Raw genomic sequence first — 21,534 nt, forward strand, 5'->3', positions numbered from 1 at the left:
CTCGATGGCGCCTGCCAGCATGGCTTTGATGCGAGGCGCGTTGTCGTCCTGAACGAACAAGACGCGCGCCGCCGAGCAGCGCTGCCCGGCACTGTCGAAAGCGGACCGTACGGCATCGCGGACCACCTGCTCCGGCAGAGCCGAGGAATCTGCAATCATTGCGTTGATGCCACCAGTCTCGGCAATGAAGGGAATGATGGCGCTTCGCCGGTCCGCCAGCGCCCGTTGGATCGACCACGCCGTATCATTGGAGCCGGTGAACGCGACGCCTTGAATACGCAGATCCTTGATCAAAGCGTCGCCAAGTTTGCCGCCGCCGGTAACGAGGTGCAGCGCGTCGCGCGGCACGCCGGCCTCGTGCAGCAGATTGACCGCGAGAAAGCCCGCGATCGGCGTCTGCTCGGCGGGCTTGGCAACGACCGGATTGCCGGCGGCAAGCGCCGCGGCGACCTGCCCCGTAAAGATTGCGATTGGAAAATTCCACGGCGATATGCAGGCGATCGGTCCGCGCCCGCGCAGCGTCAAGGTGTTCTCTTCGCCCGTCGGACCTCGAAGCCGGACGGGGCCGGAGAACAGCCGCCGCGCCTCGGCCGCATAGTAGCGGAGATAGTCAACAGCTTCGCGCACTTCGCCGTGCGCAGCTTCGAGGGTCTTTCCGGCTTCACGAACAAGCACTGCCATCAGCGTCGCGCGGTCACGTTCGAAAAGCTCTGCCGCGAACTCGAGAATCCGTGCCCGCTCGGAAGCGTCCGTTTGCGCCCACCCCGCCGCCGCGGTCGTGGCTGCGGCGAGCGCGTCTTCAAGATTCTGCGGCGTTGCGAGGCGCACGGTGCCGATGCGCTCGCGATGATCGTGCGGAGAGACGACGAGCGATGCGGCATCTCCGCCGGTCGTTGCGTTGCCGTTGATGATCGGCCCTGAAGCGAAGGGCGTTTTCAAAACCTTGGATATGTCGGCCTGCAGCGCCCGGCGCACGCTTGCCTCGACGAGCAAGGCTCCGGCGCTGTTTTTGCGCTCCGGCAAAAAGATATCTCGCGGCCGGACGATAAGCGGCACGCGTTCGCCGGATACGAACTCGCGATCGGCGATTTCAACCGGATCGGCGATGATCTCGGAGACCGACATTTCGTCGTTGCCGAGCCGATTCACGAACGACGTGTTGGCGCCATTCTCAAGCAGGCGGCGCACCAGATAGCCGAGCAAATCCTCGTGGCCGCCGACCGGCGCATAAATCCGGCATGGCCGGTTGAATTTGGCTTCACCGGCGATCTGCTCGTAGAGAGCTTCGCCCATGCCGTGCAGGCGCTGATATTCGAATTCGACCGCGCCGCCCGCCACGAACGCCGACGCGACCGTGTGGGCGTTATGCGTTGCGAACTGCGGATAGAACGCCGCAGAGTCGGAGAGCAAAAGCCGCATCGCTGCAAGATAAGAGACATCCGTGTGGAGCTTGCGGGAAAACACCGGATAGTCTTCGAGCCCGCGCTCCTGGGCCCACTTGATCTCGCTATCCCAGTAGGCACCCTTGACGAGGCGAACGGGAATGCGCTTGCCGTTTTGCTCGGCGACGCGGCGTAGCCATCGGATCAACGGAATCGCGCGCTTGCCATAGGCCTGCACGGCGATGCCCAAACCGTTCCAGCCGTCGAGCTGCGGATTGACGAGCGTTTCTCCGAACAGCTCCGCCGTGATGTCGAGGCGGTCCTGCTCTTCTGCGTCAACGGTGAGGCTGAGGCCTTTCGCGCGCGCCGCCCGGGCCAGCGTCAAGAGCCGCGGCGCCAACTCGGCGCGAAGCCGCCTTTCTTTCCCCGGTTCGAAACGCGGATGCAGCGCCGACAACTTCACCGAGATCGATGGCCGCTCGAATATGGCGTCAGCGTTCGTTGCCGTAAAGACGCCGGCGTCGGTACCGACGGCCTCGATCGCCTCCATGTAGCGCTGAAAATAACGCTCGGCGTCCCTCTCAGAGCGCGCCGTTTCCCCAAGCATGTCGTAGGAAAATCGATAGCCCTTGGCCTCGAACACGTGGGCTCGCGCCAAGGCGCTTTCGATGGTCGTGCCCAATACAAACTGCTCGCCGAGAAGCCGCACGGCCCGGCGCACGGCAAGGCGAATGGTCGACTCGCCCGAACGCGCCACCAGACGCTTCATCGCCTGGATCGGATTGGCGCCCTTCGCCTCTTTGAGCTTCACGACACGGCCCGTCAGCAGCAATCCCCAGGTCGAGGCGTTGACGAACAGGCTGTCGGAATGGCCGAGGTGCTTTTCCCACGCGCCGCCCGATATCTTATCTGCGATGAACGCGTTCGCCGTTTCGGCGTCGGGAATTCTGAGCAGCGCTTCGGCGAGGCACATCAAGATGACGCCCTCGTCCGTCGCGAGGCCATACTCGTGCATGAAGGCATCGATGCCGGCGTTATTGGCTTTGTCGGCACGCGCCCCGAGCACGAGACGACGCGCCACGTCGGCGGCGCGTCGGCGCTCGTCCTCGGTGAAAAGCGCCCGCTCGATCAACGCGCCGACGAGCCTCGGCTCGTCCATTAAATACCGGGGCACAAATTCGTCCCGAGGGGGAAGAACCCGTTGCGCCACGCTGTCCTCACGCCGCAATGCCGCGACCATGCCATGACCCGCTGAGATTCAGGCGACGTTAGCGATTCGCCCGTCGAGGGAGATTAGCAGATCGGCAAACGCTTGCCTCTCCACTCTCCAGGCCGCGGCGCCTATGCCCTTGACGGGTTGCCTCTGATACCGGCACGACTGCCCCGAATTTGCTCGAAGGACGTCAGTCGTGGCCGAATCCGTCAAAATCGTTCGCACCGTTCGGGATCTGCGAAAAGTCACCGCTAAATGGCGTAAAGCCGGCAAGACTGTCGCGCTGGTTCCGACGATGGGCGCCCTCCACGCCGGGCATATCTCGCTGGTCAGGCTTGCCAAAAAGAAGGCCGATAAGGCCGTCGTATCGATCTTCGTCAATCCGACCCAGTTCGCGCCGCACGAGGATCTGGCGCGCTACCCCCGGGACGAAGCCGGCGACCTCGAAAAACTCGCCAAGGTCGGCGCCGACCTCGTCTGGAGCCCGAGCGTCGAGGAAATGTATCCGGAGGGCACGTCGACCCGCATCGAGGCGGGAAGCGCCGCGGCGGACCTCGAAGGTGCATTCCGCCCCCACCACTTCGGCGGCGTTGCGACGGTATGCTGCAAGCTATTCAATCAGGTCACGCCCGATTTCGCGATCTTCGGCGAGAAGGACTATCAGCAGCTCGCGGTGCTCCGGCAGATGGTTCGCGATCTCGATATGCCGCTGAAGCTAGTCGCCGCGCCGATCAGCCGCGAAAAGGACGGCTTAGCGTTGTCGTCGCGCAACGCCTACCTCACCGAGGCCGAGCGAGCCATTGCGCCTGCTCTTTATGCAGCAGTTTCAGCCGTCGCCCGGAAAGTTGCATCGGGCACCCCTATCGAGGCAGCGACGTCGGAAGCAAGGGCAGAACTGACGGCCGCCGGCTTTCAGAAAATTGACTATATCGAGGTTCGCGACGCCGAAACTCTTGTCATGGCGGCTGGCAGCGGAAAATCTTTCCGAGTCCTCGCCGCTGTCTGGCTCGGCAAGACCCGGTTAATCGACAACGTGGCGGTATGACGCTCGCCGTGCGTTGCCGCTTAGCCACAAACGCCAATCGGCGCATGGTGGCGCACGGCCGCATCGGGCTATAAGCGTGCAACAAGATTCGCTCAGCGGCTCCGCTGTCGTGCGTCGCGCCGCTCTGCTTCCGGAGGCGTGGTCATCGCCGCGGCAGGATTGAGGGCTGCATATGGGCAGATCACAGACTGACCTCTTTTCGGAATCCGACAGCGAAATGATCATAAAATCGTCGCGCGCACGAAAGCCCGCCGAAAGCGGCAGCTACAGCGAAGATGACATCGAAGTCCTCGAAGGCCTCGAGCCCGTCCGCCGCCGCCCCGGCATGTATATCGGCGGCACGGATGAAAAGGCGATGCACCACCTGTTCGCCGAGGTGATCGACAACGCCATGGACGAGGCGGTCGCCGGACATGCGTCGTGGATCGAGGTTGAGCTTGGGGCGGATGGATTTCTGACGGTCACGGACAACGGCCGCGGCATCCCCGTCGGGCCGTACCCAAAAAACAAGAGCATCAGCACGCTGCAGGTCGTGATGACGGTGCTGCACGCCGGCGGCAAGTTCGACAGCAAGGCCTACAATACCTCGGGCGGTTTGCACGGCGTCGGCGTCTCGGTCGTCAATGCACTATCGGAAACGCTTGAAGTCCAGGTGGCGCGCGACCAGCAGCTTTACCGCATGGTCTTCGCGCGCGGCGAACCCGTCACCAAGCTCGAAAAACTTGGATCGATCATGAACCGGCGCGGCACGAAGGTGCGCTTCAAGCCGGACGAGAAGATCTTCGGCAAGGGCGCCGCGTTCAAGCCGGCTCGCGTCTTCAAGATGTCGCGCTCGAAAGCCTTCCTTTTCGGCGGCGTCGAAATCCGCTGGAAGTGCGCGCCGGAGCTTATCAAGGACGAAACGCCGGCCGAGGCCGTTTTTCATTTCCCCGGTGGATTGAGCGACTACCTGACAGGCTCGATCGAAGGCCAGACGCGCATCACGAAGGATATTTTTTCGGGCCGTGTCGAAAAGGACGGCGGCCACGGATCTGTCGAATGGGCTGTCGCCTGGATTGCGGACGAGGACGGTTTTTCCCTGTCCTATTGCAACACCATCCCGACAGCTGAAGGCGGCACGCACGAGAACGGCCTGCGACAGGCGCTCTATAAGGGCCTCAGAGCCTACGGCGAACTGACAGGCAGCAAGAAGGCGCAGCAGATCACGTCCGAAGACGTGATGGGCACGGCGGCCTCGATGCTTTCCGTTTTCATTCGCGAACCGGAATTCCAGGGCCAGACCAAGGACAAGCTCGCGACCGCCGAGGCGACAAAGATCGTCGAAACGGCAGTGCGCGACGCCTTCGACCATTGGCTCGCCGATTCTCCGCAACAGGCGACCAAACTGCTCGAATGGACCGTCGATCAGGCGGAAGATCGCCTGAAGCGCCGTCGTGAAAAGGAAGTTGGCCGACAGTCCGCAACACGCAAGCTGCGCCTTCCCGGCAAACTTGCCGATTGCTCGATCCAGCAGGCGGCCGGCACCGAAATCTTCATCGTCGAAGGCGATTCCGCCGGCGGCAGCGCGAAGAGCGCCCGCGATCGCGAAACGCAGGCCATCCTGCCGTTGCGCGGCAAGATCCTGAACGTCGCCAACGCCTCATCGGCGAAGCTGTCGCAGAACCAACTGTTGAGTGATCTCGTCCAGGCTCTCGGAGCCGGCATCGGCACCAAATATCGCGACGAAGACCTGCGCTATGAGCGCGTTATCATCATGACTGACGCCGACGTCGACGGCGCCCACATCGCGTCGCTCCTCATTACGTTCTTCTATCAGGAGATGCCGGATCTGGTCGAAAACGGCCATCTTTTCCTGGCCGTACCGCCGCTCTACAAAATTTCGGACAAGGCCGATGTCGCCTACGCGCGCAATGAAGCGCATCGCGATGAGCTTCTGGCGACGCGCTTCAAGAACCGCAAACCGAAGGTGACGCGCTTCAAGGGTCTCGGCGAGATGGACTTCAAGGATTTGAAAGAGACGACGATGGACAAGAAGCGGCGCATGCTATTGCGCGTCGCAATCGGCGACGGCGAACGCGCCGGTCTCACCGAGGTCGTCAACGCTCTTATGGGATCGAAACCGGAGGCGCGCTTCCGCTTCATTCAGGAGCACGCCGCCTTCGCCAAGGACCTCGATATCTAGCGCGCAATCCGTCGTCAGCTACCGCGAACGGACGCCTCGTTCTGGCGCGCGATGGCTTCGGGATTTTTCACGTCCGCGTATTCGAGCGTATCGGTGTCGATGTAAACGTCGCCATCGGGCTTCGGCGCATACTTGTCGCCGAGAACTTCGATGACCGTCGGATTTCGTTCCTCTACCTCACCGTAGGGCGAATTGAAGTAGCCTTCGACGACCACCCCCTTTTCCCGATAGTCAGGATCCTGCAGGAGCAGATCGTGCAAGCCCTTCAACTTGAAGTGCGGCACCGAAGCATAGATGTGGTGCGGCAGGTGATAGTCCATGCCGAATGGAAAAATGGCATAGCGGATAAACGGATTGACCAGAAAAACTCGCGTATTCGTGTAGCGTCCACGATCGGCGTTGCCGTGCTGAACCCACTGCCTCATGATCATGAACAGCGGAAACGTCGTGAACAGCGGGATGATCCAGAGAACCCCGTAGTCGGTCCAGGCCGGCCCCCATCCAGCGGCTTGGATGGCCGTGATCACCGCGTAGACGATCGCCATGTAGGCAATGCGGCTGATGTTGGTCGCCCTATGCGAAATGACCGTCTCGACGTGCGCGTGCGGTAGCTTGTCTTCGTGGAGGCGCGCGAAATAGATGATCGTGATGGCCGTCAAGACGCCGAGCACGGCAAGCGCCCAGGCGCCGTGCCCGATATCGACGAGCGGAATGGCGGCTGCCGGTGCGCCGACGGCGTAAAGGATGCCGGCGAGCGTCGGCAGCTGCTCGCCGCGATGTTCCTGATCGAGATACGGATTGTTGCCGGTTCCAAGTGAGCTGTAGCGCGCCCGCACCAACGTGTAGCGGAATAGATTTGGCAGCCAAATCTGCTTCAGCAGCGCTCGAAGCATATCGAAATGGGTGATCGGAAAATCGAGATCGTGGCCGCTGTCGTGGAGCTGCGAACAATCGGGATCGCGCACGGGGTCGTTGATGAACTGGTGATGCGCCAGGTGATGTAGCCGGAATTGGAACGTCGAGGTGTAGATCGGAAATGCTGCAAGCCAATCCGACATCAGCTCGTTGAATTTCTTATTGTCGAAAAGGATGAAGTGCGTGCCTTCGTGAATGACACCGCCGAACTGATGTTGCGACGCTCCAATGACAATGATCGCGACGAGGGTCGCCGGAATATTCCACCACCAGCCGAGGCCCGCCGCGGCGACGAGGCTATAGCTCCAGATCGTGCCGGCGATCGTGGCGATGATCACCAAATATACCCGCCCGATGTGGACGAAATTCGTATAGTTATCTCGCTTTTTCAGCTCGCGAATGGCGTCGCCGCGGCGCACGCCTTTGGTGCGAGGCGCAGCTTTGCGGGTTGACCCGGCCGCAGAAGAGGTCCGCGCCATATCCCCAATTTTTATTGCCGGCCCGGCATTCGCACTCATCGGTCGAGATCCTCGCGATTTTCAGGCCGGCCTTGCGGATCGTCCTCGGCCGGCCCTGCCGGGAACCCTCGACCCGGCGTCAATTACGCTGTTCAATGCCATGCCATCAACCCTACGCCATCGATGATCGCTCAGAAAATCATTTTAGCTAATACGGCAAATAAGCCCGGCTGCGCTTGTCACCGTTTATTAACAATTTTCGCCGCAAGCGGTCGTACCGCTCTTAGCCGTCGGACCTCCCCCAAACTCGAAGCCTCGGGTACCATCCCGGCGCGTCCAAATGATTCGCCGCTAAAGCGGAGTTTGAGCGCAATCCGCGGCCGCATGCCACTTAGGCGCAACGCTGTAAAAGCGGCCGGGTTTCACTTCATGGGCAATTGGGAGAACCATAACGAATGAACAACAGGGCTCTCGCAGCCGAGGCATTCGGCACTTTCATGCTCGTCGCATCGGTTCTGGGTGCGGCGTTTTACTCGTTCGGAGCACCGGCCGGCGCCGCAGGCATTCTCGGAGTGGCTCTATCGATCGGCTGCACAGTCATGGTCCTGATCTTCGCCCTCGGTTCGATCTCGGGCGGACATTACAATCCCGCCGTGACGCTGGGCCTTGTCGCTGGAGGCCGGTTCGAAGCCAGCAAGGCGCTCCCCTACATCATTGCCCAAGTCCTCGGCGGTTGCGCCGCTTGCGGAATATTCTCATTGGTTGGTCATACGGGTGCCAGTTTCGCATCGAACGGCTGGGGTGACCTGTCGATGCTCAAGGCGACCATGTCGCAGGTCTTCATCCTCGAGACGGTGCTGACGGCTTTCTTTCTCGTCGTCATCATGGGCGTGACGCGCGCTAACGGCCCAAGCCTGCTGGCGCCTCTCGCCATCGGCCTGACACTGACCGCCATTCACATCATGGCCATTCCGATCTCCAATGCGTCCGTCAACCCGGCCCGAAGCACGGCCACGGCGATTTACGCGGGCGGCGAAGCGTTGTCCCAAGTCTGGCTATTCTGGGTGGCGCCGATCCTCGGAGGCGTCATTGGTGGCCTCTTTGGCAAATGGTTGCTCGACGAACAGGGCTAGTGCAGAGCCTATCGGGGCGGCGCTCACTGCGCCGCCCTGCCCACGTTGCCACCCTGTGACAGTACCTCGCGGCCTAAAACGCCCGAACTAAGCGGTTTTTCTTGCGCCAGAGCGGGATGTATGCGAGCACGCGAGCGTGCCGGAGCGCAGGGGATCGATTTGCGCGTTCTTTAATGTTTTTCGATCCGCACCCCCCATTTGGCTTTGGTCCTTTTCGGCACTTATCCCCCTGCGCTCTTGATCGATAGTCCGGTGCCGCTGCGCCGGAACAAGCGGGCTGTGCAGATGGAGATTAGAACTTTTGGAAACCAAGACATTCGCTGACCTCGGGCTCTCACCCAAGGTACAGGCGGCCGTGACAGCCGCAGGCTATGTCAATCCTACCCCGATACAAGCCGCCGCCATTCCGGTTGTCCTAACGGGCCGCGATGTGCTCGGCATCGCCCAGACGGGCACCGGCAAGACAGCATCCTTCGTTCTTCCGATGATCGCCCGGCTCGAGTCGGGACGCGCACGGGCGCGTATGCCGCGCTCGTTGATCCTGGCGCCGACGCGCGAACTTGCGGCACAGGTGGCGCAAAGCTTCGAAAAATATGGCGTCAATCACAAGCTGCAATTGGCGCTTCTGATCGGTGGCGTGTCGATGGACGATCAGGTGAAGAAGCTCGACCGTGGCGTCGACGTGCTGATCGCGACGCCCGGGCGTCTACTCGATCATTTCGGGCGCGGCCGCATCATGCTGATGGGCGTCGAAATCCTGGTCATCGACGAAGCCGACCGGATGCTCGACATGGGCTTCATTCCGGACATCGAGAAAATCTGCAAACTCCTGCCGACGCGACGGCAGACGCTGTTCTTCTCGGCAACGATGCCCGCCGAAATCACGCGCCTAGTCAATCAGTTCCTGAACGACCCCGTGCGGATCGAGGTTGCCAAGCCGGCAACGACCGCGGCAACCATCACGCAACGCTTCGTCTATTGCGCCAACGGCGAAGACTGGGCAAAGCGAGAAGTACTTCGCGATCTGATCCGCAACGGCAACGTCAAGAACGCCATCATTTTCTGCAACCGCAAGCGCGATGTCGCGGTGCTGCACAAGTCGCTGGCAAAACACGGCTTCAATGCCGGCGCGCTGCACGGCGACATGGAACAGTCGGCCCGGACCGAGACGCTCGACAAGTTCCGCAACGATGAGATCATGCTGCTTGCCGCCTCCGACGTTGCGGCCCGCGGTCTAGACATTCCGGACGTGTCGCACATTTTCAATTTCGATCTGCCTTGGGCTGCCGACGACTATGTCCACCGCATCGGTCGTACCGGACGAGCCGGCCGCGAGGGCCAGTCCATTTCGCTGGTCAGCCCTGATGACTTGAAATTCGTGAAGGATATCGAGAAGGTCACCGGCGAAACTGCAGTTTGGCTCGGGGATCCGCCGACCGAAGAAGATATCGCCGGCGCCGGCAAAAGGCGTCGTGGCCGAGGCGGGCGCGTTGCATCTGATAAGTTCAGCAAGCCGCATCGTGGAAGCCGCGAAGCGCGCCACTCTGATACTCCGAGGGTCAACGGAGTAGCTCCTGCTCCGCGCGAAGTTCCCGCCCGACGCGAAACTCCTGCCCGGCGCGAAGCGCCTCTCCCAGAGGCTGCGAACGCCCGCGACAGCGCCGGTCCCGCTCAGCGCGCGGCCGAGCCTCGTCACAGAAGCGGACGGCCGAAGCCCGCAGAGCGCCGGCCGGAGCGCGAGCGTCCACGTCGGGAAGAACAACCACAACCGCGCTTCGATGAACCTCGACGCGCCGAACCGCAACGATCGGCCACACGTGCGCCAACCTCCGACGCATGGACGGACGAACCTCGGGCGCCGCGTCGTGGCCGCCCCACGGAGCGACAGCCCGAAGCCCGGGATGCAGCAAAGGATCAGAAGGCACCCCCGCCCCGCAAAACGAACGAGCGACTGGGGTTTGAAGAAAACGTTCCGGCCTTCATGCGCAAATCCTCGCGCCCGTTGAAAGTGCCCGGCAGAGGCTGAAGGCCTTCAGGAGCGTTCCGTCCAGGATGGAACACCCCATAACGATATGGCCGGGCTTGACCCGGCCATCCAACCTTCGCATTCCAACGTCGGCGCACCGTGCCTGTCGGCAAGCCCGTGACCGGGCCAAGTTTTAGCTTTCCGCGGGAGCGAAACCGGCAGGCGTCGACGGTTCGAGGTTGACGCTCTCTCCGCAGCCGCAGGCGCTCTTCTGGTTCGGGTTGTTGAACACGAACTGCGACGAGAGCTTGTCGGTTTTGAAATCCATTTCGCTGCCGATCAGATACATGATCGCAGCCGGGTCGATCAGTACGATCGCCCCCTTCTCCTCGATGATCTCGTCGAATTTGCCGATCTCATCGGACCACGTCATCGTGTATTCCATACCGGCGCAGCCGCCCTTTTTGAGGCCGATCTTCAGGGCCTTGACGCCAGGCTTCTGAGCAATGAGCGCCGCCACACGCGACGCGGCGGCATCGGTGAGCGTCAAAACCTTGGGCATCATTCTGAGCGAGGGCACGTGGGCCTCCGAGTTGCGGGTCGTGATGGTGCTTCGCCCAATATATGGGAAATCGCCGGGCAAAAGCGAGTGCGGCGTCAGAACATGCCCACCGCGAGCTTGGCTTCGTCCGACATGCGGCTCTGATCCCATGGCGGATCGAACACGATCTTGACCGTGGTACCCGCTATGCCCGGCACGGCGCTAACCGCATTTTCGACCCAGATCGGCATCTCGCCGGCGACCGGGCAGCCCGGCGCCGTCAGCGTCATATCGATGGCGACGTTGCGGCTATCGTCGATCTCTACCTTGTAGATCAAACCAAGTTCATAGATGTCGGCCGGAATTTCGGGATCGTAAACCGTCTTCAAGGCAGCCACGATCTCGGTCGTCAGACGGTCGATTTCCTCAGGCGGCAAAGCCCCCGTATTTTCAGAGGCAGCAGAAGTGCCACCTTCCGTCGGCGCGGCGGCGTCCGCTGACACCGTCGACGGCGCATCAAGCGCCTCGACGGCCGTCTTCAGCACTTCGCGGTCTTCAATCTGCTTCCCATCCATCGGGATTTCCTTAGGCAAACAGGTCATGCGCTTTGGTCAGCGCCGTGATCAGCGCGTCAACCTCGGCCTTGGTATTGTACAACGCGAATGAGGCCCGGCAGGTTGCCGTCACGCCGAGGCGATCCATCAGCGGCTGCGCGCAATGATGGCCAGCCCGCGTCGCGACGCCCGATCGGTCGATGATCGTCGAAACGTCGTGCGGGTGCAGCCCATCGATGGTAAACGAAAAGATCGCGCCCTTGCCCGGAGCCGTTCCGTAGAGCTTAAGCCACGGCAATTCCGCTAGGCGCTCCGCCGCATACGCTCCAATCTCGGCTTCGTGGCGTGCGATCTTCTCGCGCCCGATCTGCATCATGTAGTTGAGCGCGGCACCGAGCCCGATCGCTTCCACGATCGCCGGCGTACCCGCTTCGAATTTGTGCGGCGCCTTGTTGTAGGTGATGCGATCGACGGTGACGCTTTCGATCATGTCGCCGCCGCCTTCGTAGGGCGGCATCGTCTCCAGGTGTTCGCGCTTCGCGTAGAGCACACCGATGCCGGACGGCCCGTAAGTCTTGTGGCCGGTGAACACGTAGAAATCGCAATCGAGATCGCGCACGTCGACGCTCATGTGCACGGCGGCCTGACTGCCATCGACGAGCACAGGCACGCCCTTGGCGTGCGCCAAGCGAATGATCTCTTTGACCGGAGTAATGGTGCCGAGCACATTCGACATGTGCGTGACGGCGACCAGCTTCGTGCGCTTCGTGATCAGCCGGTCAAGCTTTTCAATGATGAGTTCGCCGCCGTCGGTCATCGGCGCCCATGTCAGAACCGCGCCTTTCCGCTCGCGCAGGAAATGCCAAGGAACGATGTTGGCGTGGTGCTCCATGATCGTTATGAGGATTTCATCGCCCGCGGCGATCCGGGGTTCGCCGAACGACCGCGCCACGAGATTGATGGCACTCGTGGCGTTGCGGGTGAAGATGATCTCATCGGCATGCTCGGCGTTGAGGAAGCGGCGCACCGTTTCGCGCGCAGCTTCGTAGTGATCCGTCGCAACGTTCGAGAGATGATGCAGCCCGCGATGCACGTTGGCGTATTCGTAGCGGTAGGCGTGATCCATCGCCTCCAGGACGGAGCGCGGCTTCTGCGCCGAGGCGCCGTTATCGAGATAGACGAGCGGACGACCATGCACCTCGCGAAAGAGGATCGGGAAGTCGGCTCGAATAAGCTCGACGTCGTAAGGAGCCGCGGTCAGCCCCGCCTGCGAGGCCGTGCTTCGAACTGCAGAGACTTGCATCTCGCTTTCCATCTAGGTCCTGACCGCGCGAACCGAACCGGCAAGCCAGCTCGTCGCGTATGATTGGAGGGCGGTTCTAATTTCGGCGTGTTCGACCTTATCGAGCGCCTCGCCGATGAACGATTCAATCATCAAGGCCCGCGCCTCGTCCTCGGGGATGCCGCGCGAGCGGCAATAAAACAGCAGATCGGGATCGAGCTGCGCCGACGTCGTACCGTGACCACACACGACATCATCGGCAAAAATCTCGAGTTCCGGCTTTGAATCGAACTCGGCATCTTCCGACAACATCAAGGCTTGCGACATCTGCTTGCCATCGCTCTTCTGCGCGTCGGGGCGGACGATGACCTTACCCTGGAACACGCCGCGCGCGTGGCCATCGAGCACACCCTTGAACAGCTCGCGGCTCTCGCACCGGGGAACGGCATGATCGACGACGAGAGTCGTGTCGATGTGTTCTCCGCCGCGGGCGAGGTAAGCGCCTGACAGGTCGAGCTTGCCGCCTTCGCCCGCATAGACGACATTGATTTCGTTGCGCGCCAAGCCCAGTCCGACAGAGAACTGAAATCCACGGTACGTCGCGTTGGCTCCGAGCGTGACAGCCCAGTTGGAAAGATGCACGCACTTGCCGCCATCGACGGCAACCTTGGCGTGATCGAGCCCCGCGCCCTTCCCGACCAAAACCTCATTCAGAGCGTTGACCTGAACATCCGGCGTTGCACCCGGCAGCACCACGTGCGCTTCGATGATCGTCGCCGTCGCGCCATCGCCGATATTGATGACATTGCGGACAGCGACCGAACGCGCCTCGGCTCCGGCTCTGACGAAAACGATCAGCAGCGGTTTTGCCAATGCGGCGCCTTCCGCAACGCGGACGATCGCACCATCCGTCATGAACGCCGCGTTGAGCGCTGCGACCGCGCCCTCCCCTTCGGCCGCCGCGATGAGACGGTTCGCAGTCTTTTCCGGCGCGGAATCGAGCACTTTGCCAAGCAACGCCACGTCCAATCCCGGCGCCTCGCTGACATCATCAAGCTCGGCGCGATGCTGACCGTTGACGAAGGCGACGCGGTAGGCGTCGACGTGCGCCAAGGGACCAAGCGCCACGATCAGCTCCGCGATTGTCAGCGGCGTCTTGTCATGGATCGCAGGCGGCAGCGCCTCTTTGAGGTTGGCGCGCAGGTCTGTGTATTTCCATTCCTCGATCCGCCGGTGCGGTAGGCCAAGCGTGCTGAATTTGCCGATCGCCTCGGCGCGGCGCGCCTTGACTGCCGCGCTGCCCGGCAATTTTCCGGCGGCAGCTTCGAATGCTTCGGAGAAGGCCTGCTCGGCCTTCGTTTTCATCACTGCTACGTTCATTTTAAGCTGCCTTGCCACTGTAGCCCGCGTAGCCGGACTTCTCGAGTTCGAGTGCGAGTTCTTTGCCGCCGGTCTTCTGGATGCGCCCGTCGGCGAGCACATGGACTTTGTCCGGCACGATGTAGTTCAGCAATCGCTGATAATGCGTGATGACGAGGAAAGCCCGATCCTTCGAGCGCAACGCGTTGACGCCATCTGCGACGATCCGCAAAGCGTCGATATCGAGGCCCGAATCCGTTTCATCCAAAACGCAAAGCGTCGGCTCGAGAAGCGCCATCTGCAGGATCTCGGAGCGCTTTTTCTCGCCGCCCGAAAACCCGACGTTGACCGGGCGCTTCAGCATCTCGACATCGATGTTGAGCTTATTGCCCTTCTCCTTGACGAGCTTCATGAAGGCCGGCGTCGTCAGTTCCTTTTCGCCGCGCTTTTTCTTCAACGCATTGAGCGCCGTGCGCAGAAACGTCAGGCCCGCGACCCCCGGAATTTCCATCGGATACTGGAAGGCCAGGAAGACACCCTTCGCGGCACGCACATCCGGTTCCATATCGAGGATCGATTCGCCGTTCCACAGGATGTTCCCTTCGGTCACCTCATAGCCGTCGCGGCCTGCCAGCACATAGGCGAGCGTCGACTTGCCCGAACCGTTCGGACCCATGATGGCGTGCACCTCGCCCTTCGGAACTTCGAGCGACAGCCCCTTGAGGATCACCCGATCCTCATCAGCGAGCTTCACGTGCAGATTCTTGATTTCAAGCATTTCCCTAAGCCTTCTCAACTCTCGTTCCGTTACTCTCTCCCCACGTGCGGGGAGAGAGAAATTCTCAACCGACGCTGCCTTCGAGCGAAATCCCGATCAGCTTCTGCGTCTCGGCCATGAACTCCATCGGCAGGTGCTGCAGCACGTCGCGGACGAAACCGTTGACGACCAGAGCGATGGCTTCTTCCGAAGAAAGCCCGCGCTGGCGGCAGTAGAACAGCATGTCGTCGGAAATCTTCGACGTCGTCGCTTCGTGTTCGAAATGCGCGCTCGAATTCTTGGCCTCGATGTAGGGCACGGTGTGCGCGCCGCACTTGTCGCCTATCAGCAGCGAGTCGCAGTTCGTGAAGTTCCTGACGTTCGTCGCCTTGCGATGCGCCGACACAAGTCCGCGATAGGTATTTTGCGAATATCCCGCCGCGATGCCCTTCGAGATGATGCGACTCGACGAATTCTTGCCGAGGTGAATCATCTTCGTGCCGCTGTCGACCTGCTGATGGCCGTTCGAAACCGCGATCGAATAGAATTCGCCGCGCGTATCGTCGCCGCGCAAAATACAGCTCGGGTACTTCCACGTGATTGCGGAACCCGTTTCGACCTGCGTCCACGAAATCTTCGACCGGTTGCCGCGGCAGTCACCGCGCTTCGTCACGAAGTTGTAAATTCCGCCCTTGCCTTCGCTATCGCCCGGATACCAGTTCTGTACCGTCGAATACTTGATCTCGGCGTCATCGAGCGCGATCAGCTCGACCACAGCGGCATGCAGCTGGTTAGTGTCGCGCGTCGGCGCCGTACAGCCTTCAAGATACGATACGTAAGAACCGCGATCGGCGATGATCAGCGTACGCTCGAACTGGCCCGTCTCCTTTTCATTCATGCGGAAATAGGTCGAAAGCTCCATCGGGCATCGGACGCCAGGCGGTATGTAAACGAATGATCCGTCCGAATAGACGGCCGCGTTCAGCGCCGCGTAGTAGTTGTCAGACTGCGGCACGACCGAACCCAAATACTTCTTCACGAGCTCGGGATGCTCGCGCACGGCTTCCGAGATCGAGCAGAAGATGACGCCGGCTTTGGCCAGCTCATCCTTGAAGGTCGTGACGACCGAAACGCTGTCGAACACGGCATCGACCGCGACGCGCGAGGTCGAGACGCCCGCCAAAAGCTCCTGTTCCTTCAGCGGAATGCCGAGCTTTTTGTAAGTCGCGATCAGTTGCGGATCGACGTCGGCGAGGCTCTTCGGCCCTTCCGTCGATTTCGGCGCCGAATAGTAATAAATGTCCTGAAAATCGATCTTCGGATAATGAACCCTCGCCCAAGTCGGCTCGGTCATGGCCTTCCAGCGCTGGAACGCTTCGAGACGCCAGGTCAAAAGCCACTCGGGCTCGCCCTTCTTGGCCGAGATGAAGCGCACGGTCGATTCATCAAGCCCCTTCGGAGCTTTGACGCTCTCGATGCGGGTCTCAAAACCGTATTTGTACTGGTCGACATCGATCTTCTTGACTTGATCGATCGTCTCCTGAACAGCAGCCATTTTCTTCGTCTCTCTTTCAACAATCCTGCCGCAGTCCGCGGCAATGCAAAGTTCTCGTTACGCTGCGAGCGCCGATGCTCCGGCAATCGATTTCCATGCCGCGACGAACGCGCCGATATCGTCTTTCGTCGTCGCTGGTCCGATGCTGATGCGGATCGTGCCTTCAGCAACGTCACGCGCGACGCCCATCGCCTCGAGCACATGACTGGTGCCGACTTTACCCGATGAGCACGCGGAACCGGCGCTCACTGCAATTCCGGCGAGATCGAGCCTGATCACAAGCGTCTCCGCGAGCTTGCCCGGAAGTGCCAGGGCCGTCGTGTTGCAAAGGCGCGAAGCACCTTCCCCGACGACGATCGCTCTCGGGCTGATGCTGCGGATCTCGGCTTCGAGCCCATCGCGGAGCGCGGCAAGCGCCGCCGCTTTATCAAGTTCCGCGAGGGCAACCGACGCGGCCGCTCCGAATCCTGCGATTGCCGCGAGATTTTCGGTACCCGCCCGGCGCCTGCGTTCTTGCCCACCACCACGAAGCAACGGCACAAGATCTATATGGTCACGAATGACGAGCGCGCCAACACCTTTCGGGCCACCAAACTTATGCGCCGAAAGGGCGAGCGTATCGACGCCTAGGCTCGCGAAATCAATCGGAATTCGACCTGCCGCCTGCACTGCATCGGTATGCATCGCAAGTCCATGTGAGCGCGCGAATGCGGCCACCTCGGCCACGGGCTGAATAACGCCCGTTTCGTTGTTCGCCATTTGCAGCGCCACGACCGCGGGCGTCCGGACGCCGCGCTTCAGGACGTGTTCCGCAATTTCCTCGACGCGGACGATGCCCTCGGCCCCGGTAGAAATCGTCACGACGTCGCCTGTCGTGGCTCGGGCTTGCGCAAGCACGGAGTCGTGCTCGATGCCGCTCGTTAAAATCGTTGCCCAAGGCTGCGCCATCACCCAGGCGTTGGCCTCGGATGCGCCGCTGGTGAACACGACTTCCGAAGGCTTGGCGCCGACAAGGCGCGCCACATTTTCGCGTGCAGCCTCGATGATGCCGCGGGCGTGCCGGCCTTCCGCGTGCACCGACGAAGCATTACCTACGACATCGAGTGCGGCAATCATCGCTGACTTCGCCTCGCGGCGCAGCGGCGCCGTGGCGTTGTAATCCAGATAGACCCGCGACGCGGCAGCAGACGGCAGCACACGACGGGACTCGGAGGTTGCGGAATATTTTCCGCCTTTGATGACGTCGGCGAGGCTCACCGCTGCCATGAATTCCGAAGTCGCTTCGCTCAGCGCGCTCCACAGGCCATGCGTCAGACACGGCGTTGCGGCCGAACAGCGCGGATCATTATCGGTGCAGCGCGTAAAGCGTGTTTCTTCTTCGACTGCGGCCATAACCGCTGCGATCGAAATGTCGCAAGCGCGCTTCGTGAGCCTATATCCACCTAAGCGGCCGCGCGCGCTCTCAACCAGACCCGCACGCCGCAACGGCACGAAAATCTGTTCTAAATAGGCGAGCGGCAGGTGTTGACGCTCTGCTATCAGAGAGAGAGGAATCGCATCTGTGCTGGCGTGGCTGGCAAGATCTGCCATGGCCATTACCGCGTACCGACCTTTGGTCGTCAGCTCCACGCTTGCACCTCCGGACTATCGCCGACCCCAAGTGGTGGCGGAATCCATTGCCTTGCATGCGGCCCCCCCGACTGTGCTAAGAGAGCCGCCCTGATCCAGAGACCCGTTATTAACCAGGCCGCATTATTTCGAACGGTTCTAAAGTTATGGAAATCCTGAGCGCTGGAGTCAAGGATTGAGAATTCAAGCCACGAGGATTTGAACGCTTAGCAGCCGCGGCGAGGCGCTTGCGCCGGCCATCCCCCACTCAAGACCCGAGAAACTCTGATGCCCGAACTTATTATCAATGGCCCCGGCGGTCGCCTCGAGGCCCGTTATCACCACGAAAACAACAGCGATAGCCCCATCGCGCTCATCCTGCACCCGCACCCTCAGCTGGGCGGCACGATGAACAATCAGGTGGTTTACACGCTCTATCATACGTTCGCAGCCCGCGGTTTCTCTGTGCTGCGGTTCAATTTCCGCGGTGTCGGTCGCAGCCAGGGCTCCTGGGACAGCGGCCCCGGCGAACTCGCGGACGCGGCCTCGGCTCTCGATTGGCTGCAGATCGTCAAGCCGGACGCCAAGACCTGCTGGATTGCCGGCGTCTCGTTTGGAACTTGGATCGCGATGCAGTTGTTGATGCGCCGCCCCGAGGTCGACGGCTTCGTCTGCGTGGCACCGCTGGCCAACCTCTACGACTTCAACTTCCTTGCGCCATGCCCCTCGTCGGGCCTGCTGATCAACGGCGAGTTGGACCGCGTCGTCCCGACTTCGGCGGTAGCCGAGATGTCGGTCAAAACGAAGGTGCAGCGAGGAATAAAGATTACCCACGAGATCGTGCCGGGCGCCAACCACTTCTTTGAAAATAAGGTCGACGAACTCGGCAAAGTCGTCGGAGCGTATCTGGACGAGCGGATCGTTCAGTTCGAGCAGGATCGCGAGCGCAACAAAGAGCGCGAGCGCGAGCGCGAACGTGAACGCCAGCGCCAGCGCGAACTCGAACGGCTCGAGGCCCAAAGCCCTGCCCCGGCAGCCGCCGCCGAGGACGACAGCGAAGAAGAATAATGAATCCGGACGCCCAACCGCTTACGGTTTGAACGTCTAATGCGCGGGCTCGGCCGGCGGATCGGCGCGTACGCCGCCGCTCGTCGGCCGGCTGACGCCGGTCGTTCCGGGAAAGGTGATCGGCAAGCCCCGGACCGAACGAACGGCGAGATACGCCCAGGCCTCGGCTTCCGCACTGTCGCCGTCGATCCCCACCGCCTCCGCCGGCACGACGGCGCAATGAACGCGTTCTGCCAGCATGCGCATGATCGTGCGATTGCGCCGCCCGCCGCCCAACACGATCCACAGTTCGGGCTCGGCCGGCATGTGCTCGCGTGACTTGGCTATTGCCTGAGCGGTGAACGCCGCCAGCGTCGCGGCGCCGTCCTCGGTCGACAGGCTATCCATAGGGTCAGTCGAAAAAGAATTGCGGTCGAGAGATTTGGGCGGCTGCGCAGCGAAGTAGCTATGGCTCAGATAGAACCGGATGACGTCTTCGTCGACGCGTCCGCGCCCCGCCGTGAGCCCGTCATTATCCATTCGTGATCCGGTCCGGCGCATCATCCAATCGTCGAGAAGCGCATTGCCCGGTCCCGTGTCGAAGGCGAGCAGATCACCATTGCGGCGGCCGATCCAAGTGACGTTCGAAACGCCGCCGACATTGACGATGGCGACAGGCCGCGTCAGCAGTTTCGCCGTCACCGCACGGTGATACGCCGGAACCAGCGGCGCGCCCTGCCCGCCTGCCGCGACGTCGGCAGCTCGGAGATCGTAAATGACCGGACAGCGCGTTACATTAGCCAGCATGTCCCCGCGCCCAAGCTGCACGGTCAGGCCCGCCTCCGGCTTGTGCAGCACGGTCTGGCCATGAAAGCCGATGATGTCGACGGCCGACCGTTCGATGCCCGACTTGCGTAGGAATTGCGCCACTGCCGACGCGTGGTGCTCGGTCAATTCGAGTTCGGCGCGCGATAGCAAGGCCGGGCGCTGGTCGCGCGACGTGAGCCGGCTGGCGTCCGCGATGGCCGACGTCAGAAGTTCTCGCATCCGGTCGTCGTAAGGAAACGTTAGCGAGGGACCTCGGATCACGTCGTCCTCGCCGTCGGTTTCGAGATACGCAACGTCGATGCCGTCGAGTGACGTACCGCTCATGAGCCCGATGGCCCGCATCACCTTGCTCATGGACCCCTTCCCGTGCATGGTGCCGCCGCTTTGGCGCACGCCGTTGGCGGCCACGCAGATGTCATCCCGACGAAAGCCTCGAATAGCAATGACGACACTGAAATCCGACTTCCTGAAGATTATGACCGAGCGCGGCTTCATGCACCAGTGCTCGGATCTTGAAAGCCTCGACAAGCTCGCCGCGGATAATCGCGTCGTGGCCTACGTCGGCTACGATTGCACTGCGCCGTCGCTGCACGTCGGATCGCTGTTATCGATCATGATGCTGAGCTGGCTTCAGAAGTGCGGCGGCAAACCCATCGCATTGATGGGTGGCGGAACGACCCGGGTGGGCGACCCTTCGGGCAAGGACGAAACGCGACAGCTTCGCTCGATCGATGAGATCGAAAAGAACAAGAACGGCATGAAGCAGGTGTTCGCGAAGTTTCTGGCATTCGGGGACGGTGGCACCGATGCCTTGATGGTCGATAACGCTGAATGGCTGGCGCCCCTCAACTACATCGAATTTCTGCGCGACGTCGGCCGGCATTTCTCTGTCAATCGCATGTTGACGATGGACAGTGCCAAACTCCGCCTCGATCGCGAGCAGGAACTCTCGTTCATCGAGTTCAATTACATGCTGCTGCAGGCCTACGACTATGTCGAACTGGCGCGCCGCTATGGCTGCAATCTTCAGATGGGCGGCTCCGACCAGTGGGGCAATATCGTCACCGGCATCGATCTTGGCCGCCGCATGGGCCTCAAGGAACAGCTATTGGCGTTGACCTGTCCGCTGCTGACGACCGCATCCGGCGCCAAGATGGGCAAGACCGCGGCGGGCGCCGTCTGGCTCAATGAGCAGCAGCTCTCCGCCTATGACTACTGGCAGTTCTGGCGCAACACAGAAGACGCCGACGTACCTCGCTTTCTGAAGCTGTTCACGGTGCTGCCGATCGACGAGATCGGCAAACTGTCAGCCCTCGGCGGCGCCGAGATCAACGAGGCCAAGAAGGTGCTCGCAACCGAAGCGACGGCCCTGGTTCACGGCCGGGAAAAAGCCGAGGCAGCCGCCGCGACCGCTCGCAAGACCTTCGAGCAGGGCACACTCGCGTCCGATCTTCCGACAGTCGAGATCAGTCGCGCCGATCTTGACGCCGGGCTCGGCGTTTTGACCGCGTTCGTGAAAGCGGGCCTCGTCGCCTCGAATGGCGAGGCGCGACGGCAAATCCAGGGCGGCGGTTTGAAAGTCAATGACGAGGCGGTTGCCAGTGACAAAGCCGTTCTCAAATCCAGCGATGCAGCCGCCGGTGGCGTCATCAAACTATCGCTCGGCAAGAAGAAGCACGTGCTTTTGAAGCCTGTCTGAATTCGCTTCG

Annotated in this window: 16 protein-coding genes; 6 read left to right on the top strand and 10 right to left on the bottom strand. The window is 61.5% G+C overall.

Annotated features, from left to right (window positions below; all coding sequences use genetic code 11):
* Positions 1-2,622, bottom strand: a 2,622-nt coding sequence (gene putA / locus VN623_RS08460) for a bifunctional proline dehydrogenase/L-glutamate gamma-semialdehyde dehydrogenase PutA (RefSeq protein ID WP_325570049.1), incomplete at its 3' end; no start/stop codon positions are given.
* A 169-nt stretch (positions 2,623-2,791) separates the two neighbouring features.
* Between putA and panC the strand changes: the two genes are divergently transcribed.
* Together panC and parE are read left to right on the top strand one after the other, a co-directional pair.
* Positions 2,792-3,640, top strand: coding sequence for a pantoate--beta-alanine ligase (panC, locus tag VN623_RS08465; RefSeq protein WP_325570050.1), 849 nt, complete (start codon positions 2,792-2,794; stop codon positions 3,638-3,640).
* Positions 3,641-3,812: 172 nt separating this feature from the next.
* Positions 3,813-5,822, top strand: a complete 2,010-nt coding sequence (gene parE, locus VN623_RS08470; RefSeq protein ID WP_325570052.1) for a DNA topoisomerase IV subunit B — start codon at positions 3,813-3,815, stop codon at positions 5,820-5,822.
* A gap of 14 nt (positions 5,823-5,836) precedes the next feature.
* Here parE and VN623_RS08475 read toward each other — a convergent pair whose 3' ends face one another.
* Positions 5,837-7,255 carry a fatty acid desaturase family protein gene (locus VN623_RS08475; RefSeq protein ID WP_325570054.1) on the bottom strand — a complete coding sequence of 473 codons (1,419 nt, stop codon included), beginning with the start codon at positions 7,253-7,255 and terminating at the stop codon, positions 5,837-5,839.
* Positions 7,256-7,650: 395 nt separating this feature from the next.
* Here VN623_RS08475 and VN623_RS08480 point away from each other — a divergent pair, with 395 nt between their 5' ends.
* Entirely contained in the window at positions 7,651-8,328 is a 678-nt protein-coding gene (locus tag VN623_RS08480) for an aquaporin (protein ID WP_325570056.1), read from the top strand.
* Positions 8,329-8,629: 301 nt separating this feature from the next.
* Entirely contained in the window at positions 8,630-10,354 is a 1,725-nt protein-coding gene (locus VN623_RS08485; protein ID WP_325570058.1) for a DEAD/DEAH box helicase, read from the top strand.
* 133 nt (positions 10,355-10,487) lie between these two features.
* Here VN623_RS08485 and VN623_RS08490 read toward each other — a convergent pair whose 3' ends face one another.
* The 7 genes from VN623_RS08490 to VN623_RS08520 form a co-directional block, all read right to left on the bottom strand.
* Positions 10,488-10,874, bottom strand: coding sequence for a HesB/IscA family protein (locus tag VN623_RS08490; RefSeq protein WP_414653191.1), 387 nt, complete (start codon positions 10,872-10,874; stop codon positions 10,488-10,490).
* 77 nt (positions 10,875-10,951) lie between these two features.
* The gene (locus VN623_RS08495; RefSeq protein WP_414653192.1) at positions 10,952-11,338 is read right to left on the bottom strand and encodes an SUF system Fe-S cluster assembly protein; all 387 of its coding nucleotides are present in this window, start codon (positions 11,336-11,338) and stop codon (positions 10,952-10,954) included.
* 82 nt (positions 11,339-11,420) lie between these two features.
* The gene (locus VN623_RS08500) at positions 11,421-12,692 is read right to left on the bottom strand and encodes a cysteine desulfurase (RefSeq protein WP_325570062.1); all 1,272 of its coding nucleotides are present in this window, start codon (positions 12,690-12,692) and stop codon (positions 11,421-11,423) included.
* A 12-nt stretch (positions 12,693-12,704) separates the two neighbouring features.
* On the bottom strand, positions 12,705-14,051 hold the full coding sequence (gene sufD / locus VN623_RS08505; protein ID WP_325570064.1) for a Fe-S cluster assembly protein SufD: 1,347 nt from the start codon (positions 14,049-14,051) through the stop codon (positions 12,705-12,707).
* 1 nt (position 14,052) lies between these two features.
* Positions 14,053-14,808, bottom strand: a complete 756-nt coding sequence (gene sufC, locus VN623_RS08510; protein WP_325570066.1) for a Fe-S cluster assembly ATPase SufC — start codon at positions 14,806-14,808, stop codon at positions 14,053-14,055.
* 64 nt (positions 14,809-14,872) lie between these two features.
* Positions 14,873-16,342: a Fe-S cluster assembly protein SufB gene (sufB, locus tag VN623_RS08515; protein WP_325570068.1), complete on the bottom strand. Its 1,470-nt coding sequence runs from the start codon at positions 16,340-16,342 to the stop codon at positions 14,873-14,875.
* Positions 16,343-16,399: 57 nt separating this feature from the next.
* Positions 16,400-17,932 carry an aminotransferase class V-fold PLP-dependent enzyme gene (locus VN623_RS08520; protein WP_325570070.1) on the bottom strand — a complete coding sequence of 511 codons (1,533 nt, stop codon included), beginning with the start codon at positions 17,930-17,932 and terminating at the stop codon, positions 16,400-16,402.
* Positions 17,933-18,238: 306 nt separating this feature from the next.
* Here VN623_RS08520 and VN623_RS08525 point away from each other — a divergent pair, with 306 nt between their 5' ends.
* Positions 18,239-19,018 (top strand): alpha/beta hydrolase, encoded by a 780-nt coding sequence (locus VN623_RS08525; RefSeq protein WP_325570072.1) that lies wholly within the window; start codon positions 18,239-18,241, stop codon positions 19,016-19,018.
* Positions 19,019-19,054: 36 nt separating this feature from the next.
* Here the strand turns inward: VN623_RS08525 and VN623_RS08530 are convergent, their stop codons facing one another.
* Complete coding sequence (locus VN623_RS08530) at positions 19,055-20,179, bottom strand: anhydro-N-acetylmuramic acid kinase (protein ID WP_325570074.1); 1,125 nt, start codon at positions 20,177-20,179, stop codon at positions 19,055-19,057.
* A gap of 88 nt (positions 20,180-20,267) precedes the next feature.
* Here VN623_RS08530 and tyrS point away from each other — a divergent pair, with 88 nt between their 5' ends.
* A complete protein-coding gene (gene tyrS, locus VN623_RS08535; protein ID WP_325570076.1) occupies positions 20,268-21,524 on the top strand; it encodes a tyrosine--tRNA ligase in 1,257 nt (418 codons plus the stop codon).
* Positions 21,525-21,534 lie beyond the last annotated feature (10 nt).

This window comes from Hyphomicrobium sp., assembly GCF_035572195.1.
Lineage (GTDB): Bacteria > Pseudomonadota > Alphaproteobacteria > Rhizobiales > Hyphomicrobiaceae > Hyphomicrobium_B.

Excerpts from the sequence above, each read along its gene's own strand:
- parE (WP_325570052.1), top strand. The coding sequence starts at position 3,813 with ATGGGCAGATCACAGACTGACCTCTTTTCGGAATCCGACAGCGAAATG.
- VN623_RS08475 (WP_325570054.1), bottom strand. The coding sequence starts at position 7,255 with ATGAGTGCGAATGCCGGGCCGGCAATAAAAATTGGGGATATGGCGCGG.
- VN623_RS08480 (WP_325570056.1), top strand. The coding sequence starts at position 7,651 with ATGAACAACAGGGCTCTCGCAGCCGAGGCATTCGGCACTTTCATGCTC.
- VN623_RS08500 (WP_325570062.1), bottom strand. The coding sequence starts at position 12,692 with ATGCAAGTCTCTGCAGTTCGAAGCACGGCCTCGCAGGCGGGGCTGACC.
- sufD (WP_325570064.1), bottom strand. The coding sequence starts at position 14,051 with ATGAACGTAGCAGTGATGAAAACGAAGGCCGAGCAGGCCTTCTCCGAA.
- sufC (WP_325570066.1), bottom strand. The coding sequence starts at position 14,808 with ATGCTTGAAATCAAGAATCTGCACGTGAAGCTCGCTGATGAGGATCGG.
- sufB (WP_325570068.1), bottom strand. The coding sequence starts at position 16,342 with ATGGCTGCTGTTCAGGAGACGATCGATCAAGTCAAGAAGATCGATGTC.
- VN623_RS08520 (WP_325570070.1), bottom strand. The coding sequence starts at position 17,932 with ATGGCAGATCTTGCCAGCCACGCCAGCACAGATGCGATTCCTCTCTCT.
- VN623_RS08525 (WP_325570072.1), top strand. The coding sequence starts at position 18,239 with ATGCCCGAACTTATTATCAATGGCCCCGGCGGTCGCCTCGAGGCCCGT.
- VN623_RS08530 (WP_325570074.1), bottom strand. The coding sequence starts at position 20,179 with ATGAGCAAGGTGATGCGGGCCATCGGGCTCATGAGCGGTACGTCACTC.
- tyrS (WP_325570076.1), top strand. The coding sequence starts at position 20,268 with ATGACGACACTGAAATCCGACTTCCTGAAGATTATGACCGAGCGCGGC.